This is a genomic window from Devosia sp. Root685, from assembly GCF_001427875.1.
GTDB lineage: Bacteria > Pseudomonadota > Alphaproteobacteria > Rhizobiales > Devosiaceae > Devosia.
This window is the reverse complement of record NZ_LMHK01000001.1, coordinates 795,340-814,980: the sequence shown is the minus strand read 5'-3', so window position 1 is coordinate 814,980 and position 19,641 is coordinate 795,340. Positions and strand designations below refer to the sequence as shown.

General features: G+C 61.8%; 18 protein-coding genes and 1 tRNA gene. 8 read left to right on the top strand and 11 right to left on the bottom strand.

Going from position 1 to position 19,641, the window contains the following annotated elements:
• Nucleotides 1-51: 51 nt before the first annotated feature.
• From ASD83_RS03890 to ASD83_RS03880, 3 genes are all read left to right on the top strand, one after another.
• The gene (locus tag ASD83_RS03890; RefSeq protein ID WP_056308122.1) at nt 52-330 is read left to right on the top strand and encodes a hypothetical protein; all 279 of its coding nucleotides are present in this window, start codon (nt 52-54) and stop codon (nt 328-330) included.
• 157 nt (nt 331-487) lie between these two features.
• Nucleotides 488-1,462 carry a DUF4344 domain-containing metallopeptidase gene (locus tag ASD83_RS03885; RefSeq protein ID WP_156385728.1) on the top strand — a complete coding sequence of 325 codons (975 nt, stop codon included), beginning with the start codon at nt 488-490 and terminating at the stop codon, nt 1,460-1,462.
• Between the two features lie 357 nt (nt 1,463-1,819).
• Nucleotides 1,820-2,497, top strand: a complete 678-nt coding sequence (locus tag ASD83_RS03880) for an outer membrane protein (RefSeq protein WP_056308118.1) — start codon at nt 1,820-1,822, stop codon at nt 2,495-2,497.
• 85 nt (nt 2,498-2,582) lie between these two features.
• On the opposite strand, the gene ASD83_RS03875 is transcribed toward ASD83_RS03880, so the two are convergent.
• Nucleotides 2,583-2,666: transfer RNA gene (locus tag ASD83_RS03875), tRNA-Leu, on the bottom strand.
• A 335-nt stretch (nt 2,667-3,001) separates the two neighbouring features.
• Between ASD83_RS03875 and ASD83_RS03870 the strand changes: the two genes are divergently transcribed.
• Nucleotides 3,002-4,363, top strand: a complete 1,362-nt coding sequence (locus ASD83_RS03870; protein ID WP_056308116.1) for an MATE family efflux transporter — start codon at nt 3,002-3,004, stop codon at nt 4,361-4,363.
• A gap of 125 nt (nt 4,364-4,488) precedes the next feature.
• Here ASD83_RS03870 and ASD83_RS03865 read toward each other — a convergent pair whose 3' ends face one another.
• Both ASD83_RS03865 and ASD83_RS03860 read right to left on the bottom strand, forming a co-directional pair.
• Nucleotides 4,489-4,761: a hypothetical protein gene (locus ASD83_RS03865; protein ID WP_056308114.1), complete on the bottom strand. Its 273-nt coding sequence runs from the start codon at nt 4,759-4,761 to the stop codon at nt 4,489-4,491.
• Between the two features lie 85 nt (nt 4,762-4,846).
• On the bottom strand, nt 4,847-6,430 hold the full coding sequence (locus tag ASD83_RS03860; RefSeq protein ID WP_056308112.1) for a serine hydrolase: 1,584 nt from the start codon (nt 6,428-6,430) through the stop codon (nt 4,847-4,849).
• A gap of 330 nt (nt 6,431-6,760) precedes the next feature.
• Between ASD83_RS03860 and clpS the strand changes: the two genes are divergently transcribed.
• A complete protein-coding gene (gene clpS / locus ASD83_RS03855) occupies nt 6,761-7,180 on the top strand; it encodes an ATP-dependent Clp protease adapter ClpS (protein ID WP_082561055.1) in 420 nt (139 codons plus the stop codon).
• Nucleotides 7,181-7,189: 9 nt separating this feature from the next.
• Nucleotides 7,190-9,532, top strand: coding sequence for an ATP-dependent Clp protease ATP-binding subunit ClpA (clpA, locus tag ASD83_RS03850; RefSeq protein ID WP_082560935.1), 2,343 nt, complete (start codon nt 7,190-7,192; stop codon nt 9,530-9,532).
• 122 nt (nt 9,533-9,654) lie between these two features.
• On the opposite strand, the gene ASD83_RS03845 is transcribed toward clpA, so the two are convergent.
• The 8 genes from ASD83_RS03845 to ASD83_RS03810 all read right to left on the bottom strand — a co-directional run bounded on the left by ASD83_RS03845 (nt 9,655) and on the right by ASD83_RS03810 (nt 18,102).
• Complete coding sequence (locus tag ASD83_RS03845) at nt 9,655-10,323, bottom strand: pyridoxamine 5'-phosphate oxidase family protein (protein ID WP_413813480.1); 669 nt, start codon at nt 10,321-10,323, stop codon at nt 9,655-9,657.
• Between the two features lie 157 nt (nt 10,324-10,480).
• On the bottom strand, nt 10,481-11,683 hold the full coding sequence (gene glp, locus ASD83_RS03840; protein WP_056308108.1) for a gephyrin-like molybdotransferase Glp: 1,203 nt from the start codon (nt 11,681-11,683) through the stop codon (nt 10,481-10,483).
• The gene (gene moaC / locus ASD83_RS03835) at nt 11,680-12,162 is read right to left on the bottom strand and encodes a cyclic pyranopterin monophosphate synthase MoaC (protein ID WP_056308106.1); all 483 of its coding nucleotides are present in this window, start codon (nt 12,160-12,162) and stop codon (nt 11,680-11,682) included. Before moaC ends, glp begins: the two co-directional genes overlap by 4 nt.
• A complete protein-coding gene (gene trpC / locus ASD83_RS03830) occupies nt 12,159-12,974 on the bottom strand; it encodes an indole-3-glycerol phosphate synthase TrpC (protein ID WP_056308104.1) in 816 nt (271 codons plus the stop codon). Before trpC ends, moaC begins: the two co-directional genes overlap by 4 nt.
• A complete protein-coding gene (gene trpD, locus ASD83_RS03825) occupies nt 12,971-13,993 on the bottom strand; it encodes an anthranilate phosphoribosyltransferase (RefSeq protein WP_056308101.1) in 1,023 nt (340 codons plus the stop codon). The genes trpC and trpD overlap by 4 nt, the downstream gene beginning before the upstream one ends.
• Nucleotides 13,990-14,589, bottom strand: a complete 600-nt coding sequence (locus ASD83_RS03820; protein ID WP_056308100.1) for an anthranilate synthase component II — start codon at nt 14,587-14,589, stop codon at nt 13,990-13,992. Before ASD83_RS03820 ends, trpD begins: the two co-directional genes overlap by 4 nt.
• Before the next feature lie 100 nt (nt 14,590-14,689).
• Nucleotides 14,690-16,198 carry an anthranilate synthase component I gene (trpE, locus tag ASD83_RS03815; RefSeq protein ID WP_056308096.1) on the bottom strand — a complete coding sequence of 503 codons (1,509 nt, stop codon included), beginning with the start codon at nt 16,196-16,198 and terminating at the stop codon, nt 14,690-14,692.
• 32 nt (nt 16,199-16,230) lie between these two features.
• Nucleotides 16,231-18,102 (bottom strand): peptidylprolyl isomerase, encoded by a 1,872-nt coding sequence (locus ASD83_RS03810; RefSeq protein WP_056308094.1) that lies wholly within the window; start codon nt 18,100-18,102, stop codon nt 16,231-16,233.
• Between the two features lie 123 nt (nt 18,103-18,225).
• Here ASD83_RS03810 and tpiA point away from each other — a divergent pair, with 123 nt between their 5' ends.
• Together tpiA and secG are read left to right on the top strand one after the other, a co-directional pair.
• Nucleotides 18,226-18,978 carry a triose-phosphate isomerase gene (gene tpiA / locus ASD83_RS03805; RefSeq protein WP_056308092.1) on the top strand — a complete coding sequence of 251 codons (753 nt, stop codon included), beginning with the start codon at nt 18,226-18,228 and terminating at the stop codon, nt 18,976-18,978.
• A 110-nt stretch (nt 18,979-19,088) separates the two neighbouring features.
• Nucleotides 19,089-19,610: a preprotein translocase subunit SecG gene (gene secG, locus ASD83_RS03800; protein ID WP_056308090.1), complete on the top strand. Its 522-nt coding sequence runs from the start codon at nt 19,089-19,091 to the stop codon at nt 19,608-19,610.
• Nucleotides 19,611-19,641: the final 31 nt, after the last annotated feature.

Below are 19,641 nucleotides of genomic sequence, written 5' to 3'. Positions count from 1 at the left end.
GTCCCTCCGTCGTGATTTGCACACTGTCCGGCAAGCGCCCATCTTGAAACCATGACCACAAAACGCCTGGCCCTCGCCATCCTGCTCGCCGCCTGCGCCGCCGCCCCGGCCTCGGCCGCTTGCCCCGCTCCGGTGGCTGGTGACACGGCCGCTGCCATCGAGGCCAACCAGCAAAGGCTGGTCTGCCTGCAACGCGAGCTGTCGCAAAAGAGCGAGCAATATCAGTACAAGGTAGAGATCAACACCATCGAGCGGCGCATCGACGACATCCAGCTCCAGCGCCGCTTTGACTCACTTAATTTCCCCAAGCCGGTCACGCCGGGTTTTTAGGCTGGACTGGCCGACGGTTGTGCGCTCGGCCATCGTGTGGCCTAAACCTTTGTGCCGCCTCATAAAGAAAACCTTCACGGTGATCCCGTCTTTCCCTTTTCATCCATCGGCTCGTCCCTATGGTGCGGCGGTAGATTTTTAGTATAGGGGGCGTCTCGTGCGTTCATTGGCACTTTTGAGCTTGCTGGCCGGTCTGGCCACGACACCGGTCATTGCAGAGGATTTTAACCTCATCCAGGAGGTCGAAACTGAAACATTGACCCCGGGGGCCGCCGCTGGCGCAGTTCTGGGCGAACATCGTTTCGTCCTCACTTTCGAACCAAGCAGCATTCGCGAAGCCGGCCTGATCCGCTCAAAATTCGAGAAGGAAGGCATTTTCGCCGAAATTCTCGATGACCTCGCCGACCAGATCGCCCTGCCGGTCGATGTCCCGGTCACCTTTACCGATTGCGGCTATCCCAATGCCTTCTGGTCGCCGAGCGACCAGGCCATCACCTTTTGCTACGAGATGGTCGTCCTCTACAACGACACCTATCAGCAACTCGAAGGCCCCGAAGGCGGCCTGTTCCGCTGGGCCGATCAGGACGCGGTGTTGACCGGCACGACGCTTTTCATCCTCCTGCACGAGCTTGGTCACGGCCTGACCGCGCTTTACGATCTTCCGATCACCGGCCGCGAGGAAGACGCTGTCGACCAGTTCGCCGCGCTCACCCTGATCGGCGCCGATGAAGAGGGCGACACGTTCGAAGAACGCCCCTCGCGCCTCGCGCTGCTCGGCGCCTATTTCTTCAAGCAGCTTTCCCGCGCTCCGGAAGATATCACCCGCGCTATCTTTTCAAACGAGCACAGCCTCGGCCAGCAGCGCTACTACGACGTGATGTGTCTGGTCATGGGTTCGGATATGGAAGCCTACGGTCCCATCCTGACGCCGGGCATGGTCATGGTCTTCGAAACCATCGAAAAGAACCCTGCCGACTTCGACCAGGCCAAAATCATGGAGTGGCTCGAAAAGACCGACGACCTCAACATCCTCCCCGCGGCCCGCGCCCTGCGCTGCCCAAATGAATTCGCCCGCTACGACGCGAGCTGGGACTACATCATCGATACGTTCATGACGGTACAGAAGGACTAAAGGGCTTCACGTCCGAACGACAACCCTCCAAAACGCCATTGTCACCCCGGCGCTTGGCCGGGGCCCATCCTGAGATTTCAAGATGGGCCTCGGTCGATGCCAGGGTTCTTCGTTTCGGATTGCTGTTTGAGCGGGGATAGCCCGCCGGGGGCAAAATATCGGCGCCCTGCAATTCGGATCGGCGCGAGCCGTTGGCGCATACGGCCATGTCAGTAGGTGTACTTGCGTATCAACAGTAAACGCGCTGCCGGGCGGTAAGTAATTTCGTTCGGCCTGTTTCAAACCACCCCCAGTAAACGATTTTTTGACGACTTATGGTTAATGTAGTCCCAACAACACGTTTGGAGGGATGTTGATTTGAAACGCAATGCGCTTTTGGTGGCGGCTATTCTCGTGAGTACGCCTGCCTATGCCGCCGACCTCGGGGTTGTCTATGTCCCCGAACCCGATGGCTATATCGCCTCCGACTGGACGGGTTTTTATGCGGGCATTTTTGGCGGCTATGCCGGCGGCACGTTCGAATATCATGGAAGCGCAGGTGCTGGCTTTCCGTGGGTGGGGAGTCCTTCTGGCGGCCTTCTCGGCGTTCAGCTTGGCGCCGATTATCAGATCAATAACTTCGTCATCGGCGGCATTGCCGATCTGGCCTGGGCCAATCTGCATGGCGAAACCAACGGCGCCGGCGCCCTCATCAAGTCGACCCTGCAATATACCGGTAGTCTGCGGGCGCGAGCCGGCGTGGCGATGGATAACACGCTGTTTTACGCTCACGGCGGTTTGGCTTTCGGCTCGACCGACACTTCCGCGGATTTTAATGGACCACTTCCATTCCACGGCAATGGCCGCGTGGGCTACACGCTCGGCGGTGGTCTCGAAGTCAAGCTGACCGATCAGGTCAGCGTATTCGGCGAATACGCCTTTACCGATCTGGGCAATCCGATCGTGTTCAGCAACACCCCGCCAGCCGCTGCATTCGACCTGCGCGAGACCCTGCGCTATCACAGCGTCAAGGTTGGCCTGAACTACCGCTTCTAAGCACCAAGCGGGCTCCGCACGGCGGGGCCCTTTTCTTGCTCCGGTCCACGGACCCAAGGCACACTTGCAGCAAATTTGGGAAAACTGGTGCCCCCCGCCGGACTCGAACCGGCACGCCTCGCGGCGGAGGATTTTGAGTCCTCTGCGTCTACCATTCCGCCAGAGGGGCACGGGCACGGTCCTAGCCTAGAGCGCTGCGGCTGGCAACTGTCTGGGAACGTTTATCCAGCGGACAGCAAACCCAAACGCGGCGCGGGGCAGGGCGGCAATCTCCAGCTCCGTCAGCCGCTCACCGATCACGCCGCCGTCATCGCCTCGTTGACGCTCCACACGGAGCGGCGTAGACAACCTGCGTGTCATTGCCATGCCTCCAGCGCCCGTCCAGCCGGCACCTCGTCTTCGAGGTGTGAATTGGTCCCTCCGGCCAGCTGATTCTTTCAGTTAAACCGGTTCGGGGCCTGCCGCCGTGACGACCGTTATGACTCATTTATCTGGAGCGTTCCTATGGACCCCCATTCCACCCGCCCCCTCTGGCAGCGGTTCGCCGTCTTTCTGCTTCCCCTCATGGCCTCGAATATTCTTCAGGCCCTCTCGGGAACGGTTAATTCCATTTATGTCGGGCAGATGATCGGCGTCGAAGCGCTGGCGGCCACCGCCACCTTCTTCCCCATCATGTTCTTCCTCATGAGCTTCATCATCGGCCTCTCCGCCGGCTCGACCATTCTGATCGGCCAGGCCTGGGGCGCCAAAAATATTGATAAGGTCAAGCAGGTCGCCGGCACCACGCTGGCGACCACGATTGTGCTCGGCCTCTTCGTCTCCATCGTCGGCGGCATCTGGACCGAACAGATTCTGACGGTGCTGGGCGCGCCAGAAAACATCCTCGCCATGTCCGTCGGCTATGCCCGCATCGTCCTGATCGGCATGCCCGGCTTTTTCATGTTCCTCGTCGTCACCTCCGTCCTGCGCGGCGTCGGCGACACCATCACGCCCCTGGTTTCGCTTGTTCTCTCCATGGTGGTCAGTCTCCTGGTCACCCCGGCCCTCATTCAAGGCTGGTTCGGCCTGCCGCAATTGGGGGTCAACGCGGCCGCTATCGCCATGATTTCGGGCTTCCTCACGGTGCTGATCTTCCTGTTCATCTATATGCGCGTGCGCAACATGCCGCTCGCGCCCGACAGGATTTTGCTCGGCGCCATGATCAGGCCCGATTTCAAGCTCCTCGGCCTCATTCTCAAGCTCGGCATTCCCGCTGGCCTGCAAATGGTCATTTCCTCCATTGCCGGCATCGTCGTCGTTGGCCTCGTCAATCGCTTCGGCTCCGACGCGACGGCTGCCTATGGCGCGCTCGGGCAGGTGATGAGCTATGTGCAGTTTCCGGCCATGTCGATCGGCATCGCGGCCTCGATCTTCGCCGCTCAGGCGATCGGCGCGCGCAAATCTGACCAGCTCGGCGCCATCACCCGCACCGCATTGATGCTCAATCTGATCATCACTGGCGGCCTGATCATTCTGGCCTATCTCTTCAGCCAGCACGTCATAGCCCTGTTCATCACCGATCCAGCGGTGATCGAACTGGCCGAAACGCTGCTGCATGTGGTGTTGTGGAGCCTCCTGTGCTTCGGCTGGAGCGTGGTTTTCTCCGGCATCATGCGCGCCAGCGGCACGGTCTATGCCCCGATGCTCCTGTCGCTCGCCTGCATCTTGCTCATCGAACTGCCTGGCGCAATTCTGCTCAGCCAGACCAGCCTGGGCCTTACCGGCATCTGGATCGCCTACGCCGCCAGCTTCACCTGCATGATGTTCCTGCAAGCCGCCTGGTACCAGTTCGTCTGGAAGAAAAAGAAGATCGTCGCGCTTGTCTGAGGGGCACGAGGCAAACTCGATGCGACACCTCCCCCTTGATGGGGGAGGATGGGAGGGGGTGGAGCGGGAGCCACGGAAGCCCTAAAGGTACCGATCAAGAAAAAGGGCGCCAATAGCGCCCTTTTTTATTTCTCACCCAGCCGCATCACCAGCGCGCGCTTGCCACCCGGGGCAAACACGTCGAGGTCTATATGCACCGGTTCCTGCACCATCCGCCGCGTGCGGGCCGACAGGGTCAGCACAACATTCATCAGATCGCCCACCGAGCGCCGCTGCTTGGGCAACAGGCGTTCCGTCATGCCCGACAGCGCTTTGTTGCGCGCGCTCATGTCAGGCGAGGCGAGGGGGGAGCGGCCGATAAAATTGGCCAGTTCCACCAGGGAATTGCGTTCGCTCATTGGGCTACTCCAAACACAGGCACCAAACTGCTTACACAAGAGGCGGCAGGCGACAGGCCCGCCACTTCACTCTTCTTTCAGGGCATCAGCCCTGCATCGCCAGACACGCCATATTGGCGTCCTTGAGGCGGTTGCACATGGCCGTCGCGCCGTCCCGGTCGCCAAAACCGACGAAGCGGGCACGATAGAAAACCTGGCCATTCTTTTCGAAGCGCTCGACATAGGAGCGGAAATCACCGAGCCCACCGACCTTGCCGGCAGCGTCCGACAGCATGGATCGAGCGCTGTCTTCCGAAGGACCAGCGCCGATCTGCACGATCCACGCACCAGCCGACAGGCCGGCCGTATCGACGGTGCCGCTGGTCATGAGATCGATAGGCTGTTCGGCCGGAGGAATGGGAGCAGGCGCCGCGCCCGAACCGACATTGCCCGGCGGCTCCAGCGGCGCCGAAGCGCGGGTCGAGCCAAGCGCAGCCGGCGGCGCGCCGAGATTATAAGTATCGCTCAGCCAGGCGCCGATAATGTCCTGGCTGGGATAAGCCGGGGTCGGCGCCTGCGTCGGTGCAGCAAGAACGGCGGCAGCCTGCACGGCCGGCTGAAGGCCGAGATCGGTGGGCACAGCAACCGGAACCGGTGCTGCCGAAGCCACGACGACCTGCGGCGCGCCATTCTGCGCAGCAGCCAGTTCGGCAAGGCGGAAGCCGGGCAGGGGCATCGGCATCACGAATACCGGCTGTACGGGCTGAGCCACGGCAACCTGCACATTCGAATTGCCCTGGCGGCCCGGCTGCGGAACCATGGCGGTCTGCAGATAGTCGCCGCGGCGCCCCTTGGGCAAATAGTTGGCAACCAGCTGACGCACCTTCTCGTCGCGCGCGCCAGCCGAGTTGAAGCCGAAAGCGACGATGACGATGTGGCGGTTATCCTTGCGGGCGGCCGTAAGCAGGTTCGAGCCGGCAGCATTGATATAGCCGGTCTTGATGCCATCGACGGCACCCATATAGCCGAGCACGCGGTTGTGGTTGCCATAGGTCTTGCCGCCGTAGCGGAAGGCCGTGGTCTGGAAGAATTCGTAATAGTTGGGAAAATGCTGGTAGATCGCGATGCCGAGGATCGCCTGGTCGCGCACCGTCGTCACCTGGCCGCCATCGGGCAGGCCCGAAGCATTGCGATAGGTGGTGTTGCGCATGCCCATGGCGCGTGCCGTGGCCGTCATGCGCTCGGCAAATTTGCTCTCGGTACCCGAGATGTGCTCGGCGATCACGCGGGCCATGTCATTGGCCGAAAGCGTCACCAGCGATTTGATCGCATCCTCAACCGAAATGGTCGATCCGGCGCGAAGGCCAAGCTTGGTCGGCACGGCGGAGGCGGCGTGCTTGGAAACCGTCATCTTGGTGGAAAGGCTGAGATTGCCCGCGCTCAATTCCTGGAAGAGCACATAGAGCGTCATCACCTTGGCGACAGATGCGGGATAGCGCTTTTGGTCGCCCGCTTCCTCATAGAGGACCTCGCCCGACTTCGCGTCGACCACGATGCCGGCATATTTCCTGAGGTTTTCGATGGCGTGCGCCGGGGCCGCAAGGTGCAGGGAAAGGCCCAGCACAAGGGCAATCGCGGCGATGGCGCGGACAAACGAAACGCGCCAAGGGGTCATGGCCTGGAAGGTCAACCCGAAACTCCAACTTTACTCACCGGGCAAACAACGCCCGTACGCAACTGAAACACGGCCCGCAGATCGAGGCCCCCGCCCGATCCATGCCATTGATGCAAAATAAGCCCACCCCGTTACCATTCCGTAAAATGCCATCGATTTCTCTCTCGGAGTCGCAATCCGGTCACGTCCGGCCTTGTCCTTTGGGCTTGCGGCAAGGTGTTGGCGAAGCCCGGATAATGGCGCTCAACTTTTCGGGATCATGTGCCCCTTAACACGGGCCCCTTTTTGCCTACATAATGGGTCCGAAGAGCTGCTTCGGTTCCTCCCAGAAATGCCGCTATGAATATGACACGATCCACCATCCACTCTCCGTCTGCCCGTCCCGTAAAAGGCTTCGAGAAGCCCCTCGGAAAGCCTGTGGCCGGGCCGAAGGATGATGATGGCGATCGCAAGGGAGACGGCGGAAACAGCTTCGAGACCGGGACCGTCACCAAGACGCGTCCCAAGACCAAGCGGCCGAACCTCTATCGGGTTATGCTGCTAAACGACGACTACACGCCGATGGAATTCGTCGTTCTGGTCTTGCAGGACGTCTTCAACAAATCACGTGAAGACGCCATGCAGATCATGCTGCACGTTCACCAGAAGGGGGTCGGTGAGTGCGGCGTATATCCTTACGAGGTCGCCGAGACCAAGGTGACCCGCGTTATGGATACGGCACGCAAGAACCAGCATCCGCTGCAATGCGTGATGGAAAAGCAATAGGAACATCAGATGCCCTCATTCTCTCGCGGACTCGAAAAGGCTCTGCATCAGGCGATGAACCTGGCGCGCGAGCGGAACCATGAGTTCGCCACGCTTGAGCACCTCTTGCTGGCCCTGACCGACGACCGCGAAACGATCGCCGTGCTCAATGGCTGCGATGTCGATGTCGACGCGCTCAAGAGCGACCTTGAAGACTTCATCAATGAGGAACTGGACAGCCTCGTCGTCCAGAACGGCCAGGATGCGCGCCCAACCGCCGCGTTCCAGCGCGTCATCCAGCGCGCCGTTATCCACGTCCAATCATCCGGCCGCGAGGAAGTGACCGGCGCCAACGTGCTCGTCGCGATTTTCGCCGAGCGCGAGAGCCATGCCGCCTATTTCCTCGAACAGCAGGACATGAGCCGGCTCGACGCCGTCAATTTCATCTCCCATGGCATCACCAAATCCGGCCCCGCCGAAGACCGCAAGGTCCGCGGCACCGAAGAAGGTGAAGGCAATGGCGAAGGTGGCGGCGCCGAAGGCAAGAAGAGCTCGGCTTTGGCCGATTTCTGCGTCAACCTCAATGAGAAGGCCCGCGCTGGTAAGATCGATCCGCTGATCGGTCGCGACAGCGAACTGCGCCGCACCATTCAGGTGCTCTGCCGCCGCTCCAAGAACAACCCGCTTTATGTGGGTGACGCCGGCGTCGGCAAGACCGCCATCGCCGAGGGCCTTGCCCGCAAGATCATCGAAGGCGACGTGCCCGAAGTGCTCAAGGAAGCGGTCATCTACGCCCTCGACATGGGCTCGCTTCTCGCCGGCACGCGCTATCGCGGCGATTTCGAAGAGCGCCTGAAGTCGGTGATGAAAGAACTTGAGAAGATGCCCAATGCGGTACTCTTCATCGACGAAATCCACACCATGATCGGCGCTGGCGCCACCTCCGGCGGTGCGCTCGATGCCTCGAACCTCCTCAAGCCCGCTCTGGCTTCCGGGGCGATCCGTTGCATCGGCTCGACCACCTACAAGGAATATCGCCAGTTCTTCGAAAAGGACCGTGCTCTCGTCCGTCGCTTCCAGAAAATCGACGTCAACGAGCCGACCGTTCCCGATGCCATCGAAATCGTGAAGGGTCTGCGCCCTTACTTCGAGGAATTCCACAAGATCAAGTACACGGACGAAGCCCTCAAGGCTGCCGTGGAACTGAGCGCGCGCTACATCAACGATCGTAAGCTCCCCGACAAGGCCATCGACGTGATCGATGAAACCGGCGCCGGCCAGATGCTCTTGCCTGAAGACCAGCGCAAGAAGATCATCGACGTGGAAGACATCGAAGCGACGGTCGCGACCATCGCCCGCATCCCGCCCAAGTCGGTGTCGAAGTCCGATGCCGAACTGCTCTCGAGCCTTGAACAGAGCCTCAAGACGGTCGTCTTCGGTCAGGATCAGGCGATCACGGCGCTTTCTTCGGCCATCAAGCTCGCCCGTGCGGGCCTGCGCGAACCGGAAAAGCCCATCGGCTCCTACCTCTTCACCGGCCCGACCGGCGTGGGTAAGACCGAAGTGGCCAAGCAGTTGGCCGATACCCTCGGCGTCGAACTGCTGCGCTTCGACATGTCCGAATATATGGAACGCCACACGATCAGCCGTCTGATCGGTGCACCTCCGGGCTATGTCGGCTTTGACCAGGGTGGCCTTCTCACCGACGGCGTCGATCAGCACCCCCACTGCGTCGTGCTGCTCGATGAAATCGAAAAGGCCCACCCCGACCTCTACAACATCCTGTTGCAGGTCATGGACCACGGCAAGCTCACGGACCACAACGGCAAGGCAGTCGACTTCCGCAATGTGATCCTGATCATGACGTCCAATGTCGGTGCATCCGAACTCGCCCGCTCGCCCATCGGTTTTGGCCGCAAGCGCGAGCAGGGAGACGACGAAGAGGCGATCAACCGCACCTTCACGCCCGAGTTCCGCAACCGTCTCGACGCCATCATCTCCTTCGCGCCGCTGCCGCGCGAAGTGGTGCGCCGCGTCGTCGAAAAGTTCGTGCTGCAGCTCGAAGGCCAGTTGGCCGAACGCGGCGTCACGATCAACCTGACCCCGGAAGCCGCCGATTGGCTGGCCGAACACGGCTATGACGAACGCATGGGCGCGCGCCCCCTCGGCCGCGTCATCCAGGAATACGTCAAGAAGCCGCTGGCCGATCAGGTCCTTTTCGGCGAACTCGTCAACGGCGGCAACGTCACTGTCGCAGTCGTCGGCGTGGGCTCGGAAGCCAAGCTCGAACTGATCGCGGTCCCCCCGCGCCCAGCCAAGCCCAAGGCCCTCCCCAAGCCCAAAAAGCCCAAGGCCACGGCCGACAAGACCTAAACCAAAAGGCCGGGAGCGATCCCGGCCTTTTTCTTTCTACACCTCTCCCCCAGTAGCCCTCATGGTGAGGTGCTTTGCAGAGCAAAGCCTCGAACCACGAGGGCGTGCCACTTACCCCCCGCTCAATAGAGCGTCCGCTTATAATCCTCTTCCAGCCCATCATCGATCGCCCGCATGGCCTGCTCGTCCGGCGCTCCGGTCGTTTCATCGAGGATGATCTTGATCAACGAGGGCATTTCCTTGCGGTCCTGCCGATATGCCGGGTCCCACAGATGCGACCGACGGAAGGCCTTGGCGCAATGCATGAATATTTCTTGCACCTCCACCACGATAGCCAGCGTCGGAACGCGATCGTTCACCACCATTGTGGCGAGCAGGTCGGGATCGGTGGTCAATCTCGCCCGCCCATTGACCCTCAGGGTATCGTCAAAGCCCGGAATGACGAACAGCAGCCCCACCACCGGGTTCGCAATGATATTGGACAGACTATCAAGCCGGTTATTGCCCGGCCGGTCGGGAATGGCGAGAGTTGACGGATCAAGTATCCTCACGAAACCCGGCGGATCCCCCCGAGGGCTGACATCGGCTCTGCCGGCCATATCCTGCGTACCGATGCAGAGAAATGGCGACCGCCGGATAAACTCCTGCGCATGCCGGCCCAGGCTCGCCTGAAATTTCTGAATAGCAAGGTCATGCGTCGCAGGATAGAGCCGCCTCAGCGCCTCTTCATCCCGCACCCCATAGTCTTCCCGTTCGGCAATACCCTGCATCTCGATCCCCCCAATCAGCATCAGAAACGCGCCATGGCATCGTTCTGATGTACGTACCTCATTTCCACTAAATCCTGTCTTTCCAGGAATGGCAAGAGGTCGAAGGCAAAGACGGCAGGTGAGGGGCCTTGTCTACTTCTACGGCGGAAAACCAGTCGCCCTCTCCGTGAGGTCGGGCTTACCAGCCCCCGATCCCGATGGCCGAAACCATGGTGCCCACCGCTTGCCCCGGGTCAAACTCCGGCTGCACGATCAGCGCATCCGCCGCCGCCAGCGACGAGGTGTGCCCGCTATCCGTCTCGTTGATCGGCAGCAGACCAGTCACGCCATCCCGCACCACGATCCGCGCCCGCATAAAATGCCGCCGCGCCGTATTGGCCGGCGTCGGTCCCAAGAGCGGCAGCCGCAGCGGCTCCACATCGGCCAATCCCAGCCAGTGCCGCAGCGCCGGCTTCACAAAAATCTCCGCCGTCACCATGGCCGAAACCGGGTTCCCCGGCAGCCCGAACATCAGCGTCCTGCCCCGCGTCCCAAACATCAGCGGCTTACCCGGCCGCATATTGATGCGCCAGAAATCGAGCGTCACCCCATGATCGATCAGCGCCGCCTGCACCAGATCATGCTCCCCGACACTCGCCCCGCCTGTGGTCACGACCACATTGGGCTCGCTGGCAAAAATCCGATCCAGCACCGCGTCGAGTTCCGCGCGATTGTCCCGCGCAATCCCGAAATCCGTCACCACCTCGGCAAAGGGCCCCAGCGATGCCGCGAGCCCCACACTGTTCGACGCCACGATCTGATCCGGCCCCAGCGCCGTCCCCGGCATCACCAACTCGTCGCCCGTCGCCAAGAGCGCAACCTTCGGCCGCCGCGCGACCGTCACAGTCCCCGCATTGGCCGCCGCCGCCACAGCCAGCTGAAACGCCCCGAGCCGCGTGCCACGCTCCAAGATCGTCCGCCCAACGGCAAAATCATAACCCCGCGGCCGCACGCTATGCCCAAGCCGGGCAGGGGCCGTGAACCGCACGAGATCCCCGTTCCGCTCCGCCTCTTCCTGCATGATGACGGTATCGGCGCCCTCCGGCAGCGGCGCCCCGGTAAAAATCCGCACCGCCTCGCCTTGGCCCATGGACCCGGCAAATCCAGCCCCCGCCTGCGACATGCCGATCACCTTGAGCCAAACGCCCTCGGCCACATCGCCCGCCCGCATGGCATAGCCATCCATCGCACTGGCATTAAACGGCGGCTGGTCATGGCGCGCCACCACCGGCGCGGCGAGAACCCGCCCCGCCGCCTCACCCAGCGCAACACTCTCGCCAACCACCTCCGGCACGGCGGCCAGAATGCGATTCAACGCTTCATCAACCGGAAGCAGGCTCATGATTCTCTTCGATAATCGCCCGATTTGCCGCCGGATTTTTCCACGAGGCAAATGTCTGAAATCACCATGTCCCGGTCGAGCGCCTTGGCCATATCGTAAAGCGTCAGGGCTGCCGTCGTCGCCGCCGTCAGCGCCTCCATTTCGACGCCCGTCTGCCCCGTCGTTTCGGCCGTGGTCCGAATGAGAATGGTCGTCTCGTTCTCGCCCTCGATCTCGACGCTCACCTTGGTCAGCGGAATCGGATGGCACAGCGGAATGATGTCGCTGGTCTTCTTGGCGCCCATGATCCCGGCCACGCGCGCCACGGCCAGCGCATCACCCTTCTTGAGCCCGCCACCCAAAATGGTGGCAATGGTCTCCGCCTCGCCGCTCAAGCGCGCCTGGGCCACCGCCCGCCGCCGCGTGATCGCCTTCTCGCCGATATCGACGATATGCGCCTCGCCCTTGGCATCGAGATGGGTCAGGCGCCGCTCGCTCATCCGCGCACCGCTTCCGGCGCGCCCATCAGCAGTGCCCGCGTCGCCGCCACCACATCGTCCTGCCGCATCAGGCTTTCGCCCACAAGGAAGGTGCCGATACCGGCCTTTTCGTCGAGCATGCGCACATGCTCATGCGTCATGATTCCGCTCTCGCTCACCAGCAGCACATTGCCCGGCACCCCCGCCGCCAACTGCACAGAAGTTTCGAGCGTCGTCTCAAACGTCCTCAGGTTGCGGTTATTAATCCCGATGAACTTGCTATCCAGCGCCAGCGCCCGGTCCAGTTCAAGCTGGTCATGCACCTCGACCAGCGCATCCATGCCCCACTCTTCCGCCGCATCGAGCAGATAGCGCGCCACGTCGTCGCCCACAGCCGCCATGATGATCAGAATGCAGTCCGCCCCCCAGGAGCGCGCTTCCGCCACCTGATAGGTCTCGAACAAAAAATCCTTGCGCAGCGCCGGCAATTTCGTCGCCGCCCGCGCCTCGATCAGATAGCTCGGCGATCCCTGAAAGCTCGGCCGGTCCGTCAGCACCGACAGGCAAGCCGCCCCGGCAGTCTCATAATCCCGCGCAATCTGGGCCGGGTCGAAATCGGTGCGAATAAGACCCTTGGACGGGCTCGCCTTCTTCACCTCGGCGATCAGGCCATATTGCCCCTTGGCGCGCTTGTCCTTCAGCGCCTTCATAAATCCGCGCGGCGCCGGCTGGTCATGCGCCTGGGCAACAACCTCCGCCCATGGCCGCATCGATTTTGCCGCCGCGATTTCCTCGCGCTTATAGGCTTCGATCTGCTTCAAAATATCGGTCATTGCGCTCGTCCGTTCGAAACCGCCACGAGGCGGGCGAGTGTGTCTTTTGCCTTGCCGCTGTCTACAGTCGCGCGCGCCATGGCGATGCCGTCTTCAATTGATGTCACCTTATCGGCCACCAGCAGTGCGGCGCCGGCATTGAGTAGCACCGTATCACGATAGGCGCCCGGCGCGCCGTCAAACAGGGCAATCATCGCCGCTGCATTCTCCGCCGGCTCGCCGCCAAGCAACCCCTTGGGGTCGGTCACGCTCAGCCCCACCTGCTCAGGATGCAGCTCAAAACTGCGCAGGTCGCCATTGGCAATCTGCGCCACGAAATTCGGCCCCGAGGTGGACAGCTCATCGAGCCCCTCGCTCGAATGCACCACCCACGCCTTGATCGCCCGATTGGCCAACAGCGCCGCCGCCACCGGCTCCACCCATTGCTGCGAATAGACCCCGAGCAGATAGCGCCGCACCCCGGCCGGATTGGATTGCGGCCCAAGAAGGTTGAACAGCGTCCGCACCCCCATTTCGCCGCGCGCCGGCCCCACATGCCGCATCGCCGGATGATGGCTGGGCGCAAACATGAAGCCGATACCAGCCTGAGAAATCGTGCTGCCGATCTCGTCCGGCGTCAGGTCAAGCTTGACCCCCAATGCCTCAAGCACCTGCGAGGCCCCCGAGCGCGACGACAGCGCCTTGTTGCCATGCTTGGCCACCGGCACGCCCGCCGCCGCAACCACCAGCGCGGTCGTCGTCGATATATTGAGGCTTCCGACGCCATCGCCGCCGGTCCCCACAATATCGATCGCTCCTTCGGGCGCCGAAACCGGCACCATCTGCTCGCGCAGGATCGAAACCGCCGCGGCGATCTCGCCCACGGTCTCGCCCTTGACGCGCATGCCCATCAGGAAAGCGCCAATCTGCGCCTGGCTCGCTTCCCCCGCCATGATGATGCGCATCACCGCGCGCATTTCTTCGCCCGTCAGGTCGCGCCCTTCGGAAATTTTATGCAGAGCCTGCTTGATATCCATCATGCCGCCCTCTGCCCGTTGAAGTCGCGGGCGATATTCAAAAAATTCTGCAACAGCGCATGGCCATTTTCGCTGGCAATGCTCTCGGGATGAAACTGCACCCCATGCAGCGGCAGCGTCTTGTGCTGCATGCCCATGATCAGCCCATCATCCGTCGTCGCCGTCACTTCCAGCACCTCCGGCAGCGTCTCGGCCTTGACGATCAGCGAATGATACCGCGTCGCCTCGAACCCGGCATTCAACCCCCGGAAAATCCCCTTGCCGGTGTGGTTGATCTTGCTGGTCTTGCCATGCACCAGATGCGGCGCGCGAATGACATCGCCGCCTAGCGCCTGACCCATGGCCTGATGCCCCAGGCACACGCCCAGCATCGGGATCTGCCCCTTGAACCGGTCGATCACCGCAAGGCAAATCCCCGCCTCGGTCGGCGTACACGGCCCGGGCGACAGCACAATCGCCTCCGGTGCCATCGCGGCAATTTCTTCAAGCGTAATCTTGTCATTGCGGCGCACGGTAATTTTGGCGCCGAGCTCACCCAAAAAATGGACGAGATTGTAGGTAAAGCTGTCGTAATTATCGATGACGAGGGTCTTGGTCATTCTTTTGGGAGCCTATCCTGAACCACAGTGTCATTCCCGCGAAAGCGGGAATCTCAGTTTCAGAACCAGCCCCGCCATCGAAGAAAATTCACACGCACGTTCACTGTCCCACTCCCGCTTCGCCGGCATAGCGTAGCGCTTCTTCTGCCGCGCTGAAAAGGGCACGCGCCTTGTTCTCGCACTCAAGCTGCTCCAGCTCGGAAACGCTATCGGCGACGATTCCCGCCCCCGACTGCACATAGAGCTTGCCGTCCTTGACGATCCCGGTGCGCAAAACGATGCAGGTGTCCATGGTCCCGTCGGCCCCGAAATACCCGACACAACCGCCATAAATCCCGCGTCGCGATTTTTCCAGTTCGTCGATGATTTCCATCGCCCGCACCTTCGGCGCCCCCGAAACCGTCCCCGCCGGGAACCCCGCCGAAAGCGCATCGACAAAGTCATATTGCGGATCGAGTTTCCCGACCACATTCGAAACGATGTGCATGACGTGGCTATAATATTCGAGGAAGAACTTGTCGGTCACCTTCACCGAACCAGTCTCCGCCACGCGACCCACATCATTGCGCCCAAGGTCCAGTAGCATCAGGTGCTCGGCCAGTTCCTTGGGATCACTCAGCAGCTCTGCCGCCAGTTCCTGATCCCGCGTCGGCGTCGCCCCACGTTTCCGTGTTCCGGCAATGGGGCGGATTGTGACCTCCCCATTCTGCACTCGCACCAGAATTTCCGGGCTCGACCCAGCCACGGCAAAATCCCCGAAATCGAGGAAATACATGTAGGGGCTGGGATTGGTCCGGCGCAGCGCCCGATAAAGCGCCGTCGGCGGCAGCGTAAAATCAGCCGAAAACCGCTGGCTCAACACCACCTGAAAAATATCGCCCGCCGAAATGTACTCTTTCGCCCGGGCCACCATCTCGAAATATTCGTCGCGCGAGGTGTTGCTGGTGACCTCGATCGCCGCCAGATCGGGCAGGGCAGGGGTCGCCGGCAGCGCCCGCCCGAGCCGGGCAATCGCATCGTCGATCCGCGCTTCCGCCGCTTCCAGCGCCTGCCGTGCCGAAACCCCTGATTTCACATAGACCGGCGCCGTCAGATAAAGCTCGTCCTTGACGGTATCGAAAATCGCCAGCAGCGAGGGCCGCATCAGCACCGCTTCGGGCGTCTGCAAATCGTCCGGATTGGCGTTCGGCAGCACTTCCATGTACCGCACCATCTCATACCCGAGATAGCCATAGATGCCAGCCGATTGCGGCGGCAGCCCTTCCGGCACGACGATCTGGCTCTCCGCCACCAACCCACGCAACGCGTCGAGCGGCTTGGCGTCCATCACCTCGAAGGCATCGGGATCAAGCTGCGCCTGCCGGTTGACCCTCGCCGTGCCGTCCTCCACCCGCACGATCAGGTCCGGCAGGAGCCCGATGATCGAATAGCGGCCGCGCGTCGTCCCGTCCTGCACGCTTTCCAAGAGGAACGAATGCGTCCGTTCCTGCGCCAGCTTGAGATAGGTGCCGATAGGCGTTTCGAGATCGGCCACGATGCGACGCCAGACGATCTGCGATTTGCCGGCTTCATATTGCTCTGCAAAACGCGTGGAAAAATCGTCGCCCATCGTGGTCTCTACCGTTTGGAGGGAGATCGGCTCTATTGGCCGTAATTGAGAGTAAGCAGTTGCTGCAGCGCCTGCTGGTTGATCCGCAGCCCCGCATCGTCGCGCACCGCTGAAACGAAGTCGCCATAGACCCCGTTCTTGGCTTCGCTCTGCAGGTTGTCCGCCGCCGCCGTTTCCAGTGGTTCGGTCGGCACGGTGTTATCAACCACCTCGAAGACCAGGAAGTCGCCGGTGCTGCTGACCACCGAGCCCTTGTGCTCCGGTCCGCCGTTGAACGCGGCCTGCGCAATGGTGGCGTCGATGCTGCCATCGTCCGAGCCGAAGCGCGAGAAGGGCGGGGAAAGCTGCGGGAAGAGGTTCAGCGACAGCGCCAGGTCGGAGAGCGTTGCCCCACCCTTGAGCTGATCGACGATTTCCTTGCTCTTAGCGAGCAGCGCATTATTGGTCCGCTCGGCCGTCAGCGTCGCCGTCAGGTCAGTACGCACTTCGTCCAGAGTCTGGTCGCGCGCCGGCTGCACTTCGACGAGATCGAAGAACAGATGCGCATTGCCGGCCAGCGGGATCGACGGCGTCAATTGGCCGGCGGTCGCCTTGAAAATGGCCTGGCTCACCTTGGTGCGCTCGTCGGCCTGCAGGTTCGGCAGGATTTGCAGTTGCGTCCCACCCGATGTGACATCGGCCTCATAAAGGTCGAGCCCGAAACGCTCGGCGATTTCCGGCAGCGGCCGGAAGGCGGCGCGCAGTTCTTCGATCTGGTCGAGAATGTCGTTGATGTCCTCGCGCGCCGCAGCGGTCGAGAGCGAAGTGACGATCTGCGCTCGCGCTTCTTCCAGCGTCGGCTGGCCACTGGCTTCGATCGCCGAGACATGCACAGCGCGCTTGCCGGTAACCCCGTCGATAACAGTCACGCCGCCCTGTTCAAGCCCAAAGGCCGCAGTCGCGAGCGCCGTGTCGGTCACCTGCGCCTGCGTCAGCGTGCCAAGGCTCGTCGCTGTCAGGCCATTCTCGGTAAGAAGCGTCGGAAAATCCTTGCCCTCGGCGAGCCCGGCTTCAAACGCGGCCTGCTGTTCGGCGTTGAGCACCACCTGCTTGATAGTGCGCTTTTCCGGCACCGTCAGCGTGCCCTTGATGCGCTCATATTCGGCAGCGATCGCGCCTTCTTCGATGGTTTTGGTCTTGGCAACCGAAGCCAGCGACAGGTCCAGCATCTGCACCTTGCGCGTCTCCACGGTGCGATATTCCGCCTGGTGCTCGGTAAGGTAAGCCGCAAGCTCTTCCTCAGTCGGCGCTGCCGGCGTTTCGATATTGGCGTCGGTCAGCGTGATATAGTCGATCGTGCGCTGCGTGCCGGCATAGTCGTTGATCAGGCCCTGCGCCACATCGGGCAGGGTCTTGCCGGCAAAGAGCGCCCCGACCAGCTGCTCGCGCTTGGCCTCATTGCCGCGCGTTTCGAAATATTCGGATTCGGTCCAGCCGCTCGCCTGCAACACCTGAGTAAAGATCGACGGATCGAAATTGCCCAGCGTCCCCTGGAAAGACGGATCGGTGCGCAGCATCTGCCCCAGCTTGTCGTCGGAAACCCCAAGACCGAGCTGGTTGGCGAGCACATTCATCGCCTCGCCCTGCGAAATGTTCATCAGCACATAGGTCGGCAGACCCATGGCTTCGGCTTCAGCGACGGTCGGAATGCGGCCGATCTGGTTGGCGAGATTGTTCGCCTGGCTCTGATAGGCCCGCAAAAATTCGCGAGATGTAATTTCCTGGTCGCCCACGCGGGCCACGGTATTGCTGCCAAGATCGGTGATCACATTGTTGATACCGAAACCGGCTACGCCCACGAGCAGAAATGCCCCAAGGATTTTTCCCGGCCAGGATTTTGCAAAGCCACGCAAACCATCGAGCATTTCGAACGTTCCAGTTTTAGGGTCTGAGGCTTTACCGCAGGGGTCGCCTGAGACTAGTAAGACTTTCCGACAGCCGGGGTTAGGGCAAAGCCCACTTTGGCGCAAGAGGCAGGAGTATCTAGATTGACCACCATCTCACCGCTGATCGCCGGGAACTGGAAGATGAACGGGGTGTCCCAGTCGCTCGACGAGCTGACTGAACTGGCCCATTTGCTGACGACTGGCGAGGCTCCGCGCGCCGTTGTCGTCATCTGTCCTCCGGCAACGCTCATTGCCGCCGTTGCGGCGCAGGGCGCTTCGAGCGGCATCATGGCTGGTGGTCAGGATTGCCATGCCAACGCCTCTGGCGCCCACACGGGCGATGTTTCCGCCTATATGCTGGCTGATGCCGGCGCCCAGTTCGTCATCGTCGGCCATTCCGAGCGCCGCGCCGATCACAGCGAAACCGACGATCAGGTGCGCGCCAAGGCTGAAGCCGCCATCGGGGCAGGGCTCAAGCCCATCATCTGCGTGGGCGAAACCGAAGCCCAGCGCGATGCCGGCGAGGCCGAATCCGTCGTCTCCGCCCAGCTTGCCGCCTCCATTCCCGATGGCGCCGGCCAGCACGAAGTCATCATCGCCTATGAGCCCATCTGGGCCATCGGCACCGGCCGCACCCCCAGCAATGACGATATCGCCCAGATGCATGCCAGCATCCGCGCTCGCCTCGTCGATCGCTTCGGCCCGCGCGGCCAGGAGTTCCGCATTCTTTATGGTGGTTCGCTCAAGCCGGTGAATGCCCGCGAGATTCTCGCGGTAGAGAACGTCAATGGCGGCCTCGTCGGCGGCGCCAGCCTCTTGGCAAAAGACTTTTACACCATTATCTCCTCGGTATGACCGGACGGCATGGACGGTTGCCATGAAAAACATGGCAACGGTCTGGCCTTTGCCGTTTTAGGCGTGTATGACGCCGCATCCTTTCTGACTGACGCGAAGACCAAGACCTCATGGCGAACGTCCTTATTGTTGTCTATCTGCTGATCGTTGTGGCCCTTATCGGCGTCATCCTGATCCAGCGCTCCGAAGGCGGCGCGCTTGGCATCGGTGGTGGGGGCGGCGGCGGCCTGATGACGGCGCGTGGTTCGGCGAACCTCCTGACCCGCACCACGGCAATCCTGGCAACCCTGTTCTTCGCCACGGCCATTGGCCTCACCATCCTCAACGAATTCGATCGTGGCACCTCGAGCATTCTCGATCGCGCCACGACGACCAATGAAGATGGCACCGCGCCGTCCAACGTTCTCGATGCGCTGAACGCACTTCAGGGCGGCACGACCTCGGATCTTCCGGTTCCTGCCGACGCCCAGGCTCCTGCAACGGCGCCCGCTCCGGCGGCAACGACTGCACCAGCTGCGGCTCCTGCGCCGACCAGCGACCTGCCGGTCCCCGCCGCGACCCCTGAATCGACTCCGGAAGCCCCGGCTCCGGCGACGGGCACTCAGACGCCGGTTCCCGCAACCGGTAATTAAAACGCCGAAAGGCAAAGCCGAAAAAGGGGAT